The sequence below is a fragment of the Pseudomonas sp. SST3 genome, from assembly GCF_003325755.1.
Genome location: NZ_QORI02000038.1, coordinates 1 through 19024 on the forward strand (window position 1 = coordinate 1; position 19024 = coordinate 19024).

Below are 19024 nucleotides of genomic sequence, written 5' to 3' on the forward strand. Positions count from 1 at the left end.
TTTCGACCATTTGCTCCTTGTAGGCTTCAAGGTTCGCAGCCTGGAACGCCTTCGTGGAGAACTGCTGCTTCAGCGTTTCCTCCTGCGCCCTTTGCTGGTCGAGACTGGCCTGCATATCGCTGAGATAGAAGTAGTACCCGCCACCAAGGACCAAAACCATTAGCAATATCGCAGCGATAACCTTCACTGCTGCGGGCCAGGAGCCCAGGTTGTTCATGTCCAGATCGGATAGATCTACACTACGGAGGCTCTCCATGGAGCTCGCCAGACTCATGGCCTATCTCCCTCAGCAGTCGCAGTCGGCTGTGTCTGCTGCACCGTTAGCTGGAATACGTTTTCTTGATCAACTGCGCCCGCAGTGACCGCCTTCACTTCGTTCAGGTTAGGCGCGTCCAGCCACTCAGAACCGTCCAGATTTCGCATCAGGTTAGAGACCCGGTTGTTAGATTCCGCGCCACCGACGATGGCGATGTTCTTGCCGGTCATTTTCAACCCAGTGAAGTACACGCCGTCAGGTAACGTACGTACGAGCTGATCGAAAACCCGACCGATAATGGGTCGATTTCCCTGCAGGTCCTGAATGATCTTCATACGTTCCAGCAGTTGCTGCCGGCGCTCGCGCAATTCCTTGATTTCAGCGATTCGGGCATCCAGCACCGCGATCTCTTTGCGGATGAAATCGTTTCGTGCGTTCTGCCGCTCAATGGCATGCGTGAAGTATTGGTCGGCGAGAAACAGCAGGCCCACCGCAACAACAGCGACCCCAGCGAGCGATACCAAGAAGCGCTGCTTACGCTCTTCGCGTAGCTGTTCGCGCCAAGGTAAAAGGTTGATCCTGGCCATCAGTCGAAACTCCTCAAGGCCAACCCACAGGCAATCATCAGGGACGGCGCATCACTGGCCAGTGCGCCAGCGTTGACCTTGCTACTCAAAGCCATATCGGCAAAGGGGTTGGCGACTAGAGTCTGGGTTCCGATTTTCTGCTGAATCAACCGATCCAGCCCGGGAATCGAAGCCGTGCCACCGGCCAGCAGGATGTAGTCCACGTCGTGGAATTGCCCCGCAGCGAAGAAGAATTGCAGCGAGCGCGACACCTGCTGAACAACCGCCTCTTTGAACGGCTGCAACACTTCGCTGTCGTAGTCGTCTGGAAGGCCTCCCTGCTTTTTGGCCAGGCCAGCCTCTTCCATCGACAGGCCGTAGCGACGCTGGATTTCCTCGGTCAACTGGCGGCCGCCGAACAGTTGCTCGCGCGTATAGATGGTGCGCCCGTTATGCAGCACGCTCAGCGTGGTCATGGTCGCGCCGATGTCGACGAGCGCGACAGTCAGCTCATCGTGCCCCGCGCCCAGCTGCGGCGCTAACAGACCGTATGACCGTTCCAGGGCGTAGGCTTCTACATCGACTACTTTGGCTGTCAGCCCGGCAAGGGCAAGAGCCGCCTCGCGGATCTCCACATTTTCCTTACGGCACGCCGCCAACAGTACCTCGACACGGCCAGGCGAACGGGCGGCAGGCCCCTGCACCTCGAAATCGATAGCAACTTCTTCCAAGGGATAGGGGATGTATTGATCCGCTTCTATCTTTAGCTGGTTTTCCAAATCATCGTCATTCAGCCCGGCATCCATCTCGATGCTTTTGGTAATGACTGCCGAGCCGGAAACCGCTACGGCAGCGGACTTGACGCCGGTTTTCGCCTTCGCCAGCAAGCGGGACAGGGCCTGACCCACGCCCTCGAGCTCAGCGATATTCTTCTCCACCACAGCATTCGGCGGAAGCGGCTCGACCGCATAAGACTCAACCCGATAACGGGAGCCTGAGCGGCTTAATTCCAGTAGCTTGACGGACGTCGAACTGATGTCGATCCCAAGCAGCGTGTTCGCTTTCTTAGTGAAGAGCCCTAGCACGGCCGATTTCCTATCTTTATCCGCTACTTACGGATTAATTATGTTTGTCCGCATTAGATAACAGCCTTGACAGAAGCGCAAATGGCTCCCCAGCAAAAAAACCGCTTATAATGTGAACGGTTTTTCCTTTCAGCATTGTCTGCGGCTTACACCTCATTCCCCACCCTGGATTCAACGAACCCCGATGCGTTTTCTGAAGTTTTTCCTATGGTCGTGCCTGGCTGTTTTCTGTGGACTTTTGCTCAGTCTCAGTGGCGCGTTTCTTTATCTCAGCCCCAACCTGCCATCGGTCGAATCGCTACGCAGCATACAGCTCCAGATACCGCTGCGCGTGTATAGCGATGATGACAAGCTGATCGCCGAATATGGCGAAATGCGTCGCTCCCCTATCGGCTTTGATGAAATACCTAAGGATTTCATCGCCGCATTATTGGCGGCAGAAGACGATAATTTCGCCAATCATTATGGCGTCGATGTTTCCAGCCTGATGCGCGCTGCCACGCAATTATTGAAAACCGGCCATATTCAGACCGGCGGCAGCACCATCACCATGCAGGTCGCAAAGAATTACTTCCTCACTAGCGAGCGGAGCTTCTCCCGCAAGATCAACGAAATTCTCCTTGCGCTTCAGATCGAGAGAGAGCTGAGCAAGAACGAGATCCTCGAGCTGTATGTCAACAAGATCTATCTGGGCAATCGCGCCTATGGCATCGAAGCGGCAGCCCAGGTCTATTACGGCAAGTCCATCGAGGAACTAAGCCTGGCGCAGATGGCCATGATCGCCGGGCTGCCCAAGGCACCATCAGCGTTCAACCCATTGGCCAATCCAGAGCGCGCCAAGGAAAGGCGCGACTGGATCCTTGGGCGGATGTACCGGCTCGGCCGGATAGACGAGGCCCGCTACCAGCAAGCGCTGGCGGAAGTCGTCGATGCGTCCTATCACGGCTCGTCGCCAGAGCTTGATGCACCTTATATAGCCGAGATGGCGCGCGCCGAAATGGTAGGCCGCTTCGGTAGCGCCGCGTACACCGATGGGTTCCGTGTCTACACAACCACCAGCAGCGAGCGGCAAATCGCTGCCAATCAGGCCCTTACCGAGGGACTGATCGACTATGACCAGCGCCATGGCTACAGAGGCCCCGAAGCACGGCTTGCAGGCACCGATCAAGAAGCGTGGCTTAAGGAGCTTGGCACCTACCGCGGCCAGTCCGGCCTGCTACCGGCCGTTGTCACCCAGATATCCAACGATGCAATCAAGGCCCGGCTTCGGGATGGCAGCGAACACGCCATCAGCTGGGAGAGCATGAAATGGGCTCGCCCGTTCATCAACACCAACAGCCTAGGCCCTGTACCGAAAGCACCATCGGATGTGGTTAAGCCGGGTGATGTCATTCGGGTCCGGATGGTCGATGACAAGGCGCTCTTCAGTCAGATACCCCAGGCCCAGGGAGCACTGGTATCCCTGGACCCGCTTGACGGCTCAATCGAAGCGCTGACGGGCGGATTCTCCTTCGGCCAAAGTAATTACAACCGCGCGATCCAGGCCAAGCGCCAGCCCGGCTCTAGCTTCAAGCCCTTCGTCTATAGCGCAGCGCTGGATGCCGGCTTCACTCCCGCAACGCTGGTTAATGACTCCCCAATCGTTTTCGTTGAAGAAGGACTGGACCGGGTTTGGCGACCGAAGAACGACAACAACACTTTCCTCGGCCCGATCCGCCTGCGCGAGGCGCTTTATAAGTCGCGCAATCTGGTCTCGATTCGCCTGCTGCAGACGCTCGGCATCCCCTATACCCTCGACTACATCAAGCGCTTCGGATTCAAGGCGGAAGATCTGCCTGCCAACCTGTCACTGGCGCTTGGCACGGCGACCCTGACGCCTATGGAAATCGCGACCGGCTGGACCGCATTCGCTAACGGCGGCTACAAGATAGAGCCCTATCTGATCAAGCGCATCGAGGACCGAGATGGCAAGGTCATATTCGACGCAAACCCGGCGCGGGTGCCGGAGCACGAAGCAGCTCAACCAGAAGCGGATGAAGCGACAGCAACCGCCTATGCACAGAGCGAAACGTCACTGACAGGTGCTTCGGAGCCAGCCAGGCAAGAGCCGGTGCATGCCGAGCAGATCATTGACGAGCGAACCGCCTACATCATGACCAGCATGTTGCAGGACGTCATCAAGCGCGGCACAGGCCGGAAGGCGCTGGCGATGGGCCGGGGCGATATTGCCGGAAAAACCGGAACCACCAATGAATCCAAGGACAGTTGGTTCTCAGGCTATAACGCCGACATCGTGACAACCGTCTGGGCCGGCTTCGATCAGCCTCAGAGCCTTGGGCGCCGAGAATACGGAGGAACGGTCGCGCTACCCATCTGGATGAAATATATGAGTTCGGTGTTAGCGGATGCTCCCGAACACGCACCTGCCGAACCCGACGGCATTCTGACCCTGCGGATCGACCCGAAAAGCGGCCGAGCGGCTGCTCCGGGCACCCCGGATGCCTACTTCGAGATATTTAGGAGTGAAGATTCGCCGCCCAACATGGATGGCGAGCTGACTCCAGGCTCCATGTTGCCCGACAGTCCATTGCCGGCTTCCGAAGCAGCGCCGATCGACCTGTTCTAAACGCAACCCGCCCATCGGCGGCCAGATACAGATACCGTCGAAGAGGTACAACGCAGGACTTCTGCCTAACCAAGCGAGGGCACTCGCGGCAGTAAACGATGACCTGCTCATGACCAGCGCAATAAAAAAACCCCAGCCAAAGCTGGGGTTTCTTTTCGCACAAGCCCTGCCGAAGCAGAGCCAAGACCGATCTAATCAGTTGTTGAACACGTCATCAACGGACTTGAGCGGGTAGTTAGAAGGATACGGCAGTGTCGCTACGCCGCTCTCGATCGCAGCCTTGGCCACAGCATCGGAGACAAGCGTAATCAAGCGCGGATCCATCGGCTTTGGAATGATGTACTCGCGCCCGAACTGCAGCTGCTCTACGCCATAGGCGGCGGCGACCTCAGCCGGAACCGGCAGCTTGGCCAGGTCGCGTAGAGCGAGAGCGGCTGCGATCTTCATTTCTTCATTGATGCGCGAGGCGCGAACATCCAGCGCCCCGCGGAAAATGAACGGGAAGCCCAGCACGTTGTTGACCTGGTTCGGGTAGTCCGAGCGGCCGGTAGCCATGATCACATCGGAACGGGTCGCATGAGCGAGCTCAGGGCTGATTTCCGGATCCGGATTCGAACAGGCGAACACCACCGGGTTGGGAGCCATACGCTTGAGGCCTTCGGCACTCAACAGATCGGGGCCGGACAGACCCACAAAGACATCGGCACCATCGAGCGCATCATCCAGGGTGCGCTTGTCGGTTTCATGAGCAAACACAGCCTTGTACTGGTTCAGATCATCGCGACCCGCGTGAACGACACCCTTGCGATCGATCATGAAGATATTCTCGACCTGCGCGCCCATGCTCACCAGCAGCTTCATGCAGGAGGTCGCGGCAGCACCGGCACCCAGGCAGACGATCTTGGCCTGCTCCAGCGTCTTGCCAGCAATTTCCAGCGCATTGAGCATGCCTGCAGCAGTAACAATGGCGGTGCCGTGCTGATCATCGTGGAACACCGGGATATCGCATTGTTCGATCAGAGCGCGCTCGATCTCGAAGCACTCGGGCGCCTTGATATCCTCCAGGTTGATCCCACCAAAGGTGATGGAAATGCGTTTGACCGTATCGATGAACGCTTGCGGGCTCTCTGCGTCAACTTCGATATCGAATACATCGACGCCGGCAAAGCGCTTGAACAGGACACCCTTGCCTTCCATCACCGGCTTGGATGCCAGCGGCCCCAGATTGCCCAGGCCAAGAATCGCGGTGCCATCGGAAATCACAGCGACCAGATTGCCTTTACCGGTATAGCGGTAAGCCAGCTGCGGATCACGACCGATTTCGCGAACCGGCTCCGCTACGCCTGGGCTGTAGGCCAGCGACAAATCGCGAGCGGTGGAAGTGGGCTTGGTCAGCTCGACACTCAACTTCCCTGGACGGGGCTTTGCGTGGTAGTCGAGAGCGGCGGTTTTCAGGTCAGTCATGAGGCATTTCCGCTTATTTTACTGGGACAGACAGGGGGCCGAGCATACGCCAAGACCAAGCGCCGTCACAAGCCAATGGGAAAGGCGGACTGTCAAGGGCTCGCTCTACGACTTTCAGCTGAAGAACCACACATATCCTGAGACGCCCCGATAGCGGGTTAAGGCAGCGAAACCAGCATCGATGGGTGGCTCACGCGCAGCAACCAGCGCGCCTGCCGCGACAAATCCGCGCGCCCCTTGCGATCGACCACCCAACCCCTGACCTCGATCTCCATGCCTGGAAGGTCCGCCAGCGAGTCACCGAATGCCGCAACGGCTTCGTGCGGAATCTGCACTACCAGCGAGCCATCCAACTCCAGCCAGAAACCACCCCTATTCGTCTCCAGCCGATCGACGCGCGCCCTGACCAGCGCGAAACCGCTGCGGCGCAGGCCTCCGGCCGAGGTCACCGGCGACTGACGCCACACTCCCTTGCCGGCGGCCCGGGCCCCTCGCTCTATCAATTGATGGCAGCCAGCCATCGCTGTATTCGGCGCGATAGCGACGAAGAAACCCAACCCTTCGGCCAGCAGAACAGCTTCGAGATTGCCGCCACGTATGTCGAAGGCGTGAGCCAGGACCCGGCCATGATGATCCTTCGGCTCTTGGCCGAGGCGCAGATCGATATTTCCACCTCCGGCCTTCACGAGCCCCTGCAAGCGCCGCCTGGCGGCTTCGGCGAAAGGCTCGGCAGTGCGCCCCTTGCGGCCCATTTCAGGTGCATTGAGGCCAAGCAGACGGACGTTACGACCATCGACCAGGCGCAGCGTGTCGCCATCGATGACCGTATCCACCGCCACTCGAGAGAGCGGACCGCTAGCAGGACAAAGCGCCTGGGCCGGCAAGCTGCAGAGGACGGAAACGAAAAAGGCGCCCACCAGGGACGCCTTTTTCAGATGCTCGGAAAACCTCATGGGATTCCCGTCGCGGCGACAGCTTACTTGGCGCCGAACACACCGAAACGCTGCTTGAAGCGGTCGATACGGCCGCCGGTATCCAGCACTTTCTGCTTGCCGGTGTAGAACGGGTGGCACTCAGAGCAAACGTCGATGCTCAGGTTCTTGGCCAGCGTGGAGCGAGTCTTGATGACGTTGCCGCAGCTGCAAGTGGCTTCGATTTCAACGTAGTTAGGATGGATATCGGCTTTCATGGAAAAATCCTCTAGGACTTGTGCCGCCACCCGACCCTATGTCGAGTACCGCACGGAGGGCGCGAATAATACCAGAGCCCTGTAGCGATGCAAGGGCAGCTGATCGCGAGGGAAAAGGACCCCGTTTTGCAGGCCAACCATGTGCCGCAATCCGCATCCGGACCTGCTGTCGGATCGGATCGTTTAAGATCGACACTCGTCGCCAAGGATTACCGCGTGCCGCAACCCATACTCCGCCTCGCCCTGCCCTCGCCACTGCGTAGGCTCTTCGACTATCTTCCCCCCGCCGATGTCCCGTACGCCGCGCTGCAGCCGGGCATGCGGCTGCGGGTCCCGTTCGGCCGGCGCGAAATCGTCGGAATTCTGGTGGAAGTCGTCAGCCACAGCGAGGTGCCCGAGGCGAAGCTCAAACCAGCGCTGGAGCTGCTTGACGCATACGCCCCACTGCCACCTGCATTGTTCAAGCTGTGCCTGTGGACGGCTCAGTATTACCAGCACAGCCTCGGCGATACGCTGAGCTGGGCGTTGCCGGCGCTGTTACGTCAGGGCGAGCCTGCTGAAGCAAGGCAGGAGCGTTTCTGGCATGTTGCAAACAACGCGCGACCGGAAGATCCGCGACTGAGCAGAGCGCCCCGCCAGCGCGAAGCGTTGAGGACCATCGCCCAGCACCCGCATGGCGTCGCCCACTCGCTGCTGAGCCAGCTTCAGCTGAGCAAGGACAGCCTCGACCTGTTATTGCAGAAAGGCCTGTTGCGCATCGAGACCCGCCGCTGCCATCAGACTCTGCGACATCAAGGCAGCTGGCTGCTGCAACCGGAACTATCACTGAACCAGGAGCAAAGAGGCGCCGTCGAAGCCATCCGCGCATGCCTGGGTGGCTTCCAAACCTTTCTGCTGGCCGGCGTTACCGGCAGCGGCAAGACTGAAGTTTATCTGCAGCTGATTCACCATGTACTCGAAGCCGGCAAGCAGGCGCTGGTTCTGATCCCGGAGATCAATCTCGGACCGCAAACCCTGGCCCGCTTCGAGCAACGTTTCAACGCCCGCATCGCCCTGCTGCACTCCAACGTCAACGATCGTGAACGCCTGGACGCCTGGCTGGCGGCACGGGACGGCGAGGCAGATATCATCATCGGCACCCGTTCGGCGCTATTCACCCCGATGAAGAATCCGGGATTGATCATTCTCGACGAGGAGCACGACGCCTCCTATAAACAGCAGGAGGGTCTGCGTTATCACGCCCGCGACCTCGCGGTGGTCAGGGCTCGCCAAGAGAATCTGCCGATTCTGCTCGGCTCGGCAACGCCGTCGCTTGAGAGCCTGCATAACGCCCACAGCGGCCGCTACGCATTGCTCAAGTTGACCCAGCGGGCCGGTGGCGCGCAGGCACCGCGCTTTCTACGCCTTGATGTGAAAAGCCGACCACTGGACTCGGGCATCTCCGGCCCGCTGCAGCAGGCCATGGCGCAGACACTCGCCGCAGGACAACAGGTGCTGGTGTTCCTGAATCGTCGCGGCTTTGCCCCTTCGCTGCTGTGTCACGATTGCGGCTGGCTTAGCCAGTGCCCACGCTGCGACGCGAGAATGACGCTGCACCAACGTCACAACGAGTTGCGCTGCCACCATTGCGGCCACGCAGAGCGCCCGCCGCGCAGCTGTCCGGAGTGCAACAAGCTCGACCTACGCCCTGTCGGCGCCGGCACTGAGCGCGCCGAAGAACGGCTGGGCATTATCTTTCCGGGCTACCCGGTGTTGCGCATCGATCGCGACAGCACCGCGCGCAAGGGCTCGATGGAGCAACTTCTCACCACCATCAACCGCGGCGAGCCGTGCCTGCTGGTGGGCACCCAGATGCTCGCCAAGGGCCACCATTTCCCCCGCGTCACCCTGGTCGCCATCCTCGACGCGGACGGCGGGCTATTCTCTGCGGACTTCCGCGCCAGCGAGCGTATGGCGCAGCTGATCGTTCAGGTGGCTGGCCGCGCAGGTCGTGCCGAGGAAGCTGGCAAGGTGATCATCCAGACCCACCTGGCCGACCATCCATTGTTGGTCCAACTGACCGAGCAAGGCTATTTCGCTTTTGCCGGCCAGGCCTTGAGCGAGCGCCGCGCCGCCGGCCTGCCCCCGTTCAGCTATCTCGTGCTGTTACGCGCCGAAGCGGGGAAACCCGGCCAGGCCGAAGATTTCCTCGACCAGGCTTGCAACCAGGCGGAACAGCTCGTGGCGCAACTCGGTCTCGGCGGCATCGAGCTGCTGGGGCCAGTGCCCGCCCCAATGGAGCGACGCGCAGGGCGATTCCGTGCGCAGTTGCTGCTGCAGGCCAACGCCCGGGCGCCGCTGCACAAGCTGATGGGCACATGGCTGCCGCGGGTGGAAGCTTTGCCGGGCAGCCGTACTGTACGCTGGTCGCTGGATGTCGATCCGATCGACCTGTTCTGACACCTCCCGAATCCAACCACAAGCCACAACTAAGCGCCTTAAGCCTTGAAGCTTCGCCCCCCGGGCACCGATAATGTCCAGTTTTCGACCAAAGCCTCCGGGCCGACCGAGCAAACGATGAAAGACAGCATTCGCGACCTGATCCAGCAAGCCCTGACCCGCCTCATCACCGAAGGCGTGCTGCCCGACGGATTGAGTCCGACGATCCAGGTGGAGAACACTCGCGACAAGACTCATGGTGACTTCGCCAGCAATATCGCCATGATGCTGGCCAAGCCAGCCGGGATGAAGCCCCGCGATCTTGCGCAGAAGCTCATCGAAGCATTGCCGGCCGATCCCAGCGTCAGCAAGGTGGAAATTGCCGGCCCGGGCTTTCTGAACTTCTTCCAGAACAGCGCCGCATTGGCTCAACGCCTCGATGCTGCCCTTGCCGACCCGCATCTGTGCGTCAGAAAGACAGGCCCGGCGCAGCGAGTCGTCGTCGACCTTTCCTCACCGAACCTGGCCAAGGAAATGCACGTCGGCCACCTGCGCTCGACGATTATCGGCGACGCCGTGGCGAGAGTGCTGGAGTATCTCGGCGATGAGGTGATCCGCCAGAACCACGTCGGTGACTGGGGTACGCAGTTCGGCATGTTGTTGGCTTATCTCGAAGAAAACCCCGTCGCTGCCGAAAGCGAGCTGTCCGACCTCGAGCAGTTCTATCGCGCCGCCAAGCAGCGCTTCGACGACAGTGCCGAGTTCGCCGATCGAGCCCGCGAACTCGTGGTGAAACTGCAAGCTGGCGACGCCGATTGCCTGCGCCTGTGGACGCGCTTCAACACGATTTCCCTTTCGCATTGCCAGAGGGTCTACGACCGCCTGAACGTCAAGCTGACGCCGGATGATGTCATGGGTGAAAGCGCCTATAACGCCGAGCTCGGGGACATCGTCGCGTCGCTTAAGGCCAAGGGCTTGCTGAGCGAAAGCAATGGCGCCCAGTGCGTCTTCCTTGAAGAGTTCAAGAACGCCGAAGGAAATCCGCTTCCGGTGATCGTCCAGAAAGCCGGCGGCGGCTACCTCTACGCCACCACCGATCTGGCGTCCATGCGCTACCGCAGCCACCAATTGCACGCCGATCGCGCGCTGTATTTCGTCGACCAGCGCCAGGCCCTGCATTTCCAGATGGCCTTCGAGGTCGCACGCCGCGCCGGTTTCGTCCACAGCGACATGCAACTCGAGCACATGGGCTTCGGCACTATGAATGGTGCCGATGGCCGTCCCTTCAAGACCCGCGACGGCGGCACCGTAAAGCTGGTCGATCTGCTCGACGAAGCCGAACAGCGCGCCTACAGCCTGGTAAAAGGCAAGAACCCGGACCTGCAAGAAACCGAACTGCGCCAGATTGCACGCGCCGTCGGCATCGGCGCCGTGAAGTACGCGGACCTGTCGAAGCACCGCACCAGCGATTACAGCTTCAACTTCGAGCAGATGCTCAGTTTCGAAGGCAACACCGCGCCCTACCTGCTTTACGCTTATACCCGCGTCGCCAGTGTGTTCCGCAAGCTAGGCACCAGCATGGACACGCTTGCTGGCGAAATACAGCTGGAAGCTGAACAGGAGCAGGCCCTGGGCGCAAAGCTCGCGCAGTTTGCGGAAGTACTGAATGGCGTAGGAGAGAAAGGGGTTCCGCATTTGCTGTGCAGTTACCTGTACGACCTCGCCGGTCTGTTCTCCAGCTTCTACGAGCACTGCCCAATACTGACCGCCAAGAGCGAAACCGAGAAACAGAGCCGCCTGCGCCTGGCCGCCCTGACCGGCAGAACCCTCAAGCAGGGCCTGGAGCTGCTTGGTCTGGAAACGCTGGAGCGGATGTAAGTGGCAACCAGGAAGAAACCCGCCCCGAAGCGGGGCGCGAGCCGCTACCAGGCGCCGGCCAAGAAGCCCGTTCCCGGCTGGGTCTGGCTGGTTTGCGGCCTGGTCATCGGCGGCTTCATCATGTTCCTGATGAATCTCGAACCCGGTGGGGACGAGATCAAGCGCGCCAAGGACATGCCCAAGCCCAAGGAGCAGCCGAAGCGCTCCGCGCCGGCAACGGGCCAGCCGGCGAAGCCGAAGTACGACTTCTACACGCTATTGCCTGAGTCGGAAGTGATCCTGCCGCCAGAAGAGCCGAAGCCGGAGCCGCCAAAGCCCGTAACGCCCGAAGAAGCCGCCAAGATCGATGCGGCGCGCGCCGAAGCCGCATTGAATGGCCAGGTACCGCCGCCCCCACCGATGGTAGCCAAGGCGCCGGTCACCCAATTTTTCCTGCAGGCCGGTTCGTTCCGCAAGCAACCGGAAGCGGAAAAAGTCAGGGCACAGATCATCCTGCTGGGTCAGGATGTGCGAGTCGAGAACGTCACCGTGCGCGACGAAGACTGGTACCGGGTGTTGGTCGGCCCCTTCGCCAACCGCGAGCAGCTTGGCCAGGCGCAGAAGACCCTGTCGGCAAGCGGCTTCAACAACCTGCTGCTCCAGCAACGACAGGCGCGCTAAGCAGAGGCACCACTTCACTGAACATCACGCAGGACGCCGAAACGGCGCCTGCGTCGTAACGGCCACTACACTCAGGTTAACGCCCCTAGCGCTCCCGTGGCGCATAGGCAAACACGTCTGCACGCATCTGCGTCGCATCCATCCCCGCCTCGACCAAGGCGTCCAGCGTGCCGTAGATCATTGCAGGAGAGCCGCTGGCATAGACATAAACCGGCTTGAGATCGGCGAAGTCTTCGCAAACGGCCTCGTGCAGCATGCCGCAACGCCCCTGCCAGCCACAGACATCGCTAACGATCTGATGGAGCGTGAGGTTGGGCATGCGCTGCCATTCGCTCCAATGCGGCAATTGATAGAAATCTTCCGGCCGGCGCACGCCCCAGTACAGGTGCACCGGATGGGCGAAGCCTTCGGCCCGGCAATGCTCGATCAGGCTATGCATTTGCGCCATGCCGGTTCCCGCCGCGATCAGCACCAACGGACCATCTGGCAGCTCGGCCAAGTGCGTGTCGCCGAACGGCATCTGTACCTTGGCCATGCCCTGGCGCCGGATGTAATCGAGCAAACCGATCGCCGACGGCTCTCGCGCCAGCACATGCAACTCCAGCTCTCGCCCACGTCCAGGTGCGGATGCCAGAGAAAACGCGCTGAACTCACCGTCCTCCCGCTCCAGCAGCAGATATTGGCCGGCGTGATAGCGCAGCGGCTTGCCGGCAGGTGCACGGAGCAACAGGCGAAATACGTCGCCACCCACATCATCACAACTGACCAACTGGCAGCTGAACGTCCGTACCGGCAGCTCGCCAGGCGCGAGAACGCCGTCCCATAGCAGAACGCAGTCCTCCTCGGGCTCGGCCAGGCAGGCGAAGACCTCGCCATGGTCGTGGCTTTCGCCGCGCTGGCGCACCCGGCCGTTGACCAGCAGGGCGGCGCAGATAAGGCAGTTGCCATTACGGCACGCCTGCGGGCAGTCGTAACCCAGACGCCGAGCGGCGTCGAGTATCAACTCGCCAGGTTGGACTTCCAGCACCGCGCCGGAGGGTTGCAGCGTAACTTTCATTTATTCAAAAACCTGAATTAACGACTACGGTCATCAGTCGATGCCCAGCTCGGCCCAGAGTTCGTCGACTCGACGCTTCACCGCCTCGTCCTGAACGATGGCGCGACCCCATTCCCGATTGGTCTCGCCCGGCCATTTATGCGTGGCATCGAGCCCCATCTTGCTACCCAGACCGGAAACCGGGGAGGCAAAATCCAGATAATCGATGGGCGTGTTTTCGATTAGGACGGTATCGCGCTTAGGGTCCATCCGCGTGGTGATCGCCCAGATAACATCGTTCCAGTCGCGAGCATTGATGTCGTCGTCGGTGACAATGACGAACTTCGTGTACATGAACTGCCGCAGGAAGCTCCATACACCCAGCATCACGCGCTTGGCATGGCCGGGGTATTGCTTCTTCATGGTGACTACCGCCATGCGGTAGGAGCAGCCTTCGGGCGGCAGATAGAAATCGGTGATTTCCGGAAACTGCTTCTGCAGGATCGGCACGAAAACTTCATTGAGCGCCACGCCCAGAATAGCCGGCTCATCCGGCGGCCGGCCGGTGTAAGTACTGTGGTAGATCGCATCTCGGCGCTTGGTGATGCGCTCGACAGTTAATACCGGGAAGCGATCGACCTCGTTGTAGTAACCGGTGTGATCTCCGTACGGCCCTTCATCGGCCATCTCACCCGGCTGAATGTAGCCCTCGAGCACGATCTCGGCGCCGGCCGGCACCTGCAGATCGCTGCCGCGGCATTTGACTAGCTCGGTACGACTTCCGCGCAGAAGCCCGGCAAAGGCGTACTCCGACAGCGAATCGGGAACGGGCGTGACCGCGCCCAGAATGGTGGCCGGATCCGCACCGAGCGCCACCGCGACGGGATACGGGCGGTCCGGGTATTTCTCGCACCACTCGCGGAAATCCAGCGCACCGCCACGGTGGCTGAGCCAGCGCATGATGACTTTGTTGCGGCCGATCACCTGCTGACGATAGATACCGAGATTCTGTCGCTCTTTATTGGGCCCCTTGGTGATGGTCAGCCCCCAGGTGATCAGAGGTCCGACATCGCCCGGCCAGCAGGTCTGAACCGGCAATGTCGACAGGTCGACGTCCTCGCCTTCCAGGATCACTTCCTGGCACGGCGCATCCTTGAGCACCTTGGGCGCCATGCTGATGACCTTTTTGTAGATCGGCAGCTTGCTCCAGGCATCCTTCAGCCCCTTCGGCGGCTCCGGCTCCTTGAGGAAGGCCAGCAGTTTGCCGATCTCGCGCAACTCAGAAACCTCTTCGGCCCCCATCCCCAAGGCGACTCGTTTGGGCGTGCCGAACAGATTGCCAAGCACAGGCATATCGAAACCAGTGGGGTTCTCGAAGAGCAGCGCCGGACCTTGCTTGCGCAGGGTTCGGTCGCAGATTTCAGTCATCTCCAGAACGGGAGAGACCGCGGTCGAGACGCGCTTGAGTTCGCCGCGCTGTTCCAGGCCGCTGATAAAGTCGCGCAAATCGCGGTACTGCATGCTTGAGCCTCGCATGGGCCGGCAGGTGTCGGGGCGACGAGTTTAGCCTTGGCGCGGGCCGATTCAAAACCTGCAGACAGACAAAGGCCGGGGTTTCCCCGGCCTCGGTGACATGACCAGACGCTTACTTGCGCTTCATTGACATGAAGAATTCTTCGTTGGTCTTGGTGTCCTTGAGTTTGTCGAGCAGGAACTCGATGGCAGCGCTTTCATCCATCGGGTGCAGCAGCTTGCGCAAGATCCAGATGCGTTGCAGCTCTTCCTCGCTGGTCAACAACTCCTCGCGACGGGTGCCCGAACGGTTGATGTTGATCGCCGGGAACACACGCTTCTCGGCGATACGGCGATCCAGCTGCAGCTCCAGGTTACCGGTGCCCTTAAACTCTTCGTAGATCACCTCATCCATCTTCGAGCCGGTTTCCACCAGCGCGGTGGCGAGAATGGTCAGGCTGCCGCCCTCCTCGATGTTTCGCGCGGCACCGAAGAAACGCTTGGGCTTCTCCAGGGCGTGGGCGTCGACACCGCCGGTCAGCACCTTGCCGGAGCTCGGAATCACGGTGTTGTAGGCACGCGCCAGACGGGTGATGGAATCCAGCAGAATGACCACATCTTTCTTGTGCTCGACCAGGCGCTTGGCCTTCTCGATCACCATCTCGGCGACCTGCACGTGGCGGGTCGGTGGCTCATCGAAGGTGGAGGCGACCACTTCGCCGCGCACGGTGCGCTGCATTTCGGTCACTTCTTCCGGGCGCTCGTCGATCAGCAGGACGATCAGATGGCACTCCGGGTTGTTGCGCGTGATGTTGCTGGCGATGTTCTGCAGCATGATGGTCTTGCCCGCCTTCGGCGGGGCGACGATCAGGCCACGCTGGCCTTTACCTATGGGCGCACAGAGATCGATCACCCGGCCAGTCAGGTCTTCGGTGGAGCCGTTGCCGGCTTCCATCGTCAGACGCTTGTTGGCGAACAAGGGCGTCAGGTTCTCGAAGAGGATCTTGTTCTTGGCGTTTTCCGGCCGGTCGAAATTGATCGTGTCGACCTTCAGCAGCGCGAAGTAGCGCTCGCCTTCTTTCGGCGGGCGAATCTTGCCGACGATAGTGTCGCCGGTACGCAGATTGAAGCGGCGAATCTGGCTCGGCGAGACATAAATGTCATCAGGCCCGGCGAGATAGGAAGAATCCGCGGAGCGCAGGAAGCCGAAGCCATCCTGGAGAATCTCCAGCACCCCATCACCGGAGATTTCCTCACCGCTTTTCGCGTGCTTTTTCAGCAGGGAGAAAATCACGTCCTGCTTGCGCGAACGGGCCATGTTGTCGATGCCCATCTGTTCGGCCATTTCCAGCAGTTCGGTGATGGGCTTTTGCTTAAGTTCGGTCAGATTCATAGAAAGAGATCAGGAAGGATGAAGAAAGCGATTAGCTTGAGGAAGCCGCGCAGCAAGAGACGAACAGGTTCGTTGTGCTTTTAGAGGCTGAAGTGCGTCGGCGACGGCATGCAGAGGGCGACGGAAGAAACGTCGCGAGGCCGAATTTAGCACTGTGCAGACGAAGCGTCCACCCTACCGTAAAAAAAAGCCCCCGCATGTTGCGAGGGCTTTGAAAACAGCGTGTTCGATCAGATGTTGCTGTCAAGGAATGCAGCCAACTGCGACTTCGACAGAGCGCCTACCTTGGTGGCCTCGACGTTGCCATTCTTGAACAGCATCAGTGTCGGAATACCACGAACGCCATATTTCGGCGGGGTTTCCTGGTTCTCGTCGATGTTCAGCTTGCAGACCTTGAGCTTGCCTTCGTAGTCCTTGGCAATCTCGTCAAGCACCGGAGCGATCATCTTGCAGGGGCCGCACCATTCGGCCCAGTAATCGACCAGCACCGGGCCGTCAGCCTGGAGCACGTCCTGCTCGAAGCTGCTGTCGCTGACATTATTGATGTATTCGCTCATGGAGTTTCTCCAGGGTCAAAACCGAAAGTGACGCCATCATAGCCCGGCTGGGGGCGGATCGAAAGCCGCAGCCTGTCGCCTGATCGATCACGGCTTGGAGACCGGCCGCGACCGTTCGGGTCTATAACCGGACGGTCCGCATGGGTGCTGCGCGTTGGCGGATGCCGATGATCATGTCAGGATGTCGGGGTTTTGCACAGAGACTGCCCCATGCGCCCACCCGCCGCCGAACCCTCCCCGATGATCGCCGCCCTCGATCTCGGGTCGAACAGTTTCCACATGGTCCTGGCCCGCACCAGCAACGGCGAAATGCGTATCATCGAGCGGCTCGGCGAAAAGGTCCAACTGGCCGCCGGCATCGGCGAAAACCGCATGCTGGACGACGAAGCCATGCAGCGCGGCCTCGACTGCCTACGGCGTTTCGCACAGCTGGTCAACCATCTGCCTCAGGGTGCGGTGCGGGTGGTAGGCACCAACGCCCTGCGTGAGGCCCGCAACCGCGCACAATTCATTCGTCAGGCCGAGGCGATCATCAATCATCAGGTCGAGGTGATCTCCGGTCGCGAGGAAGCGCGGCTGATCTATCTCGGGGTGTCGCACACCTTCCCTGCAGCGCCTGGCAAGCGGCTGGTGGTCGACATCGGGGGAGGCAGCACTGAGTTTATTGTCGGCCAGGGTTTCGATTCGCTGCTACGCGAAAGCCTGCAAATGGGTTGCGTAAGCTTCACCCAGCGGTTCTTCCGAGATGGCAAGATCACTCCCGCGCGCTATGCCCAGGCCTATACAGCGGCGCGGCTGGAACTGATGAGCATCGAACACGGCCTGAGACGGCTCGGCTGGCAGGATGCGGTCGGCGCGTCCGGCACCATTCGCGCAATCGGCCTGGCGACCAAAGGGGCTGGGTTGAGCAACGGCCAGGTCACGAGTGAAGGGCTAGGCTGGCTCAAGCGCAAGCTGTTCAAACTGGGCGATGTAGACAAGCTCGACATGGACGGGATCAAGCCAGACCGTCGCGGCATCTTTCCGGCAGGCCTTGCCATCCTCGAAGCGATCTTCGATGCGCTGGAGCTCACCAGCATGGCCCATTCCGAAGGCGCGCTGCGCGAAGGGGTGCTCTACGACCTCATCGGCCGCCATCATCACGAAGACATCCGGGATCGCACCCTGAGCTTTCTCATGGAGCGCTATCACGTCGACACCGAACAGGCGACGCGGGTCGAGAGTAAGGCACTGGAAGCCTTCGATCAGGTGTCAGCTGATTGGGACCTGCTTGAAGACTGGCATCGCGAGTTGCTGGGCTGGGCTGCACGGATCCACGAGGTGGGTCTGGACATCGCGCATTACCACTACCACAAGCACGGCGCTTACCTGATCGAACACTCCGATCTTCCGGGATTTTCACGTCAGGATCAGCAGATGCTTGCGCTGCTCGTGCGCGGACATCGTCGCAACATACCCAGACAGAAGTTCGAAGAGCTGAGCGAAGACGGCGTGAAGCTTACCCGCCTCTGCGTGTTGCTGCGATTCGCCATCCTGTTTCACCATATTCGCGGACCGCAGCAGGCGCCAGCGTTTACGCTCAAGGCCGGCGACAATAGCCTCGACGTAGCCTTTCCCGACGGCTGGCTGGAAAACAATCCGCTGACCCAGGCCGACTTCGCCCTGGAAGCGGAGTGGTTGAAGCGGATCGACTTCAGCCTGACCGTACGCTGAGTTCCGATGCGGCGCCGGCAGCCCGTTGCCGGCGGGGTTAATCACCGCGCGCTTGGACTCCCGAGACGCTCCAGTAGCGCGTTCTGCACATTACGCGGGTTCTGGTTGCCACTTGGACTGTTGCGCAGATAACTCCCATCCGGCTGCAACACCCAGCTCTGGGTGTTATCGGTCAGGAAGCCTTCCAGCTCCTTTTTCACCCGCGTGATCAGCTTCTTGCCTTCGACAGGGAAACAGGTCTCGACACGACGGTCGAGGTTGCGCTCCATCCAATCGGCACTGGACAGGTAGAGCTTTTCGTCGCCACCGTTGAGAAAGTAGAAGACGCGGCTGTGCTCGAGGAAGCGACCAATGATCGAGCGCACCTGGATATTATGCGAGACACCAACGATACCCGGCCGCAGGCAGCACATGCCGCGCACGATCAGATCGATCCGCACCCCGGTTTGACTGGCCTTGTACAGAGCTCGAATCATCTTCGCATCGGTCAGCGAATTGACCTTGAGAATGATATGCGCCGGCTTGCCTTCGCTGGCGTGAAGAGTCTCCTGAGCGATCATGTCGAGCAGCGCTTTCTTCAGAGTGAACGGCGCATGCAGAAGCTTCTTCATGCGCATGGTCTTGCCCATCCCGATCAACTGACTGAACAGTTTGGAGACGTCCTCACAGAG

The 19024-nt window shown here is 60.2% G+C and carries 15 protein-coding genes and 1 pseudogene; 5 read left to right on the forward strand and 11 right to left on the reverse strand.

What is annotated here, in order from left to right; all coding sequences use genetic code 11:
- The 3 genes from DQ405_RS22055 to DQ405_RS22065 form a co-directional block, all read right to left on the reverse strand.
- Positions 1-274, reverse strand: a 274-nt coding sequence (locus tag DQ405_RS22055; RefSeq protein ID WP_168426149.1) for a type 4a pilus biogenesis protein PilO, incomplete at its 3' end; no start/stop codon positions are given.
- A complete protein-coding gene (pilN, locus tag DQ405_RS22060) occupies positions 271-843 on the reverse strand; it encodes a type 4a pilus biogenesis protein PilN (RefSeq protein ID WP_168426150.1) in 573 nt (190 codons plus the stop codon). The genes DQ405_RS22055 and pilN, both read right to left, overlap by 4 nt.
- Positions 843-1907 carry a type IV pilus assembly protein PilM gene (locus DQ405_RS22065; RefSeq protein ID WP_168426151.1) on the reverse strand — a complete coding sequence of 355 codons (1065 nt, stop codon included), beginning with the start codon at positions 1905-1907 and terminating at the stop codon, positions 843-845. Before DQ405_RS22065 ends, pilN begins: the two co-directional genes overlap by 1 nt.
- A 184-nt stretch (positions 1908-2091) precedes the next feature.
- On the opposite strand from DQ405_RS22065, the gene DQ405_RS22070 reads away from it, so the two are divergent.
- Positions 2092-4533 (forward strand): penicillin-binding protein 1A, encoded by a 2442-nt coding sequence (locus DQ405_RS22070; RefSeq protein WP_168426152.1) that lies wholly within the window; start codon positions 2092-2094, stop codon positions 4531-4533.
- Between the two features lie 195 nt (positions 4534-4728).
- On the opposite strand, the gene DQ405_RS22075 is transcribed toward DQ405_RS22070, so the two are convergent.
- From DQ405_RS22075 to rpmE, 3 genes are all read right to left on the reverse strand, one after another.
- Complete coding sequence (locus DQ405_RS22075) at positions 4729-5997, reverse strand: malic enzyme-like NAD(P)-binding protein (protein ID WP_168426153.1); 1269 nt, start codon at positions 5995-5997, stop codon at positions 4729-4731.
- A gap of 158 nt (positions 5998-6155) precedes the next feature.
- The gene (locus DQ405_RS22080; RefSeq protein WP_168426154.1) at positions 6156-6950 is read right to left on the reverse strand and encodes a thermonuclease family protein; all 795 of its coding nucleotides are present in this window, start codon (positions 6948-6950) and stop codon (positions 6156-6158) included.
- 23 nt (positions 6951-6973) lie between these two features.
- Positions 6974-7186 carry a 50S ribosomal protein L31 gene (gene rpmE / locus DQ405_RS22085; RefSeq protein ID WP_003283472.1) on the reverse strand — a complete coding sequence of 71 codons (213 nt, stop codon included), beginning with the start codon at positions 7184-7186 and terminating at the stop codon, positions 6974-6976.
- Positions 7187-7402: 216 nt separating this feature from the next.
- Between rpmE and DQ405_RS22090 the strand changes: the two genes are divergently transcribed.
- The 3 genes from DQ405_RS22090 to DQ405_RS22100 all read left to right on the forward strand — a co-directional run bounded on the left by DQ405_RS22090 (position 7403) and on the right by DQ405_RS22100 (position 12142).
- On the forward strand, positions 7403-9625 hold the full coding sequence (locus tag DQ405_RS22090) for a primosomal protein N' (protein ID WP_168426155.1): 2223 nt from the start codon (positions 7403-7405) through the stop codon (positions 9623-9625).
- 117 nt (positions 9626-9742) lie between these two features.
- A complete protein-coding gene (argS, locus tag DQ405_RS22095; protein WP_168426156.1) occupies positions 9743-11482 on the forward strand; it encodes an arginine--tRNA ligase in 1740 nt (579 codons plus the stop codon).
- The gene (locus tag DQ405_RS22100; RefSeq protein WP_168426157.1) at positions 11483-12142 is read left to right on the forward strand and encodes an SPOR domain-containing protein; all 660 of its coding nucleotides are present in this window, start codon (positions 11483-11485) and stop codon (positions 12140-12142) included.
- 85 nt (positions 12143-12227) lie between these two features.
- On the opposite strand, the gene DQ405_RS22105 is transcribed toward DQ405_RS22100, so the two are convergent.
- From DQ405_RS22105 to trxA, 4 genes are all read right to left on the reverse strand, one after another.
- Positions 12228-13199: a CDP-6-deoxy-delta-3,4-glucoseen reductase gene (locus DQ405_RS22105; RefSeq protein ID WP_168426158.1), complete on the reverse strand. Its 972-nt coding sequence runs from the start codon at positions 13197-13199 to the stop codon at positions 12228-12230.
- Positions 13200-13232: 33 nt separating this feature from the next.
- Entirely contained in the window at positions 13233-14699 is a 1467-nt protein-coding gene (gene ubiD, locus DQ405_RS22110) for a 4-hydroxy-3-polyprenylbenzoate decarboxylase (protein WP_168426159.1), read from the reverse strand.
- Between the two features lie 124 nt (positions 14700-14823).
- Entirely contained in the window at positions 14824-16083 is a 1260-nt protein-coding gene (gene rho, locus DQ405_RS22115) for a transcription termination factor Rho (protein WP_019341285.1), read from the reverse strand.
- A gap of 230 nt (positions 16084-16313) precedes the next feature.
- On the reverse strand, positions 16314-16640 hold the full coding sequence (trxA, locus tag DQ405_RS22120; protein WP_021207111.1) for a thioredoxin TrxA: 327 nt from the start codon (positions 16638-16640) through the stop codon (positions 16314-16316).
- Positions 16641-16850: 210 nt separating this feature from the next.
- On the opposite strand from trxA, the gene ppx reads away from it, so the two are divergent.
- The gene (ppx, locus tag DQ405_RS22125) at positions 16851-18353 is read left to right on the forward strand and encodes an exopolyphosphatase (protein ID WP_168426160.1); all 1503 of its coding nucleotides are present in this window, start codon (positions 16851-16853) and stop codon (positions 18351-18353) included.
- A gap of 41 nt (positions 18354-18394) precedes the next feature.
- Here ppx and DQ405_RS22130 read toward each other — a convergent pair.
- Positions 18395-19024 (reverse strand): annotated as a pseudogene (locus DQ405_RS22130) (polyphosphate kinase 1); the annotation flags it as partial.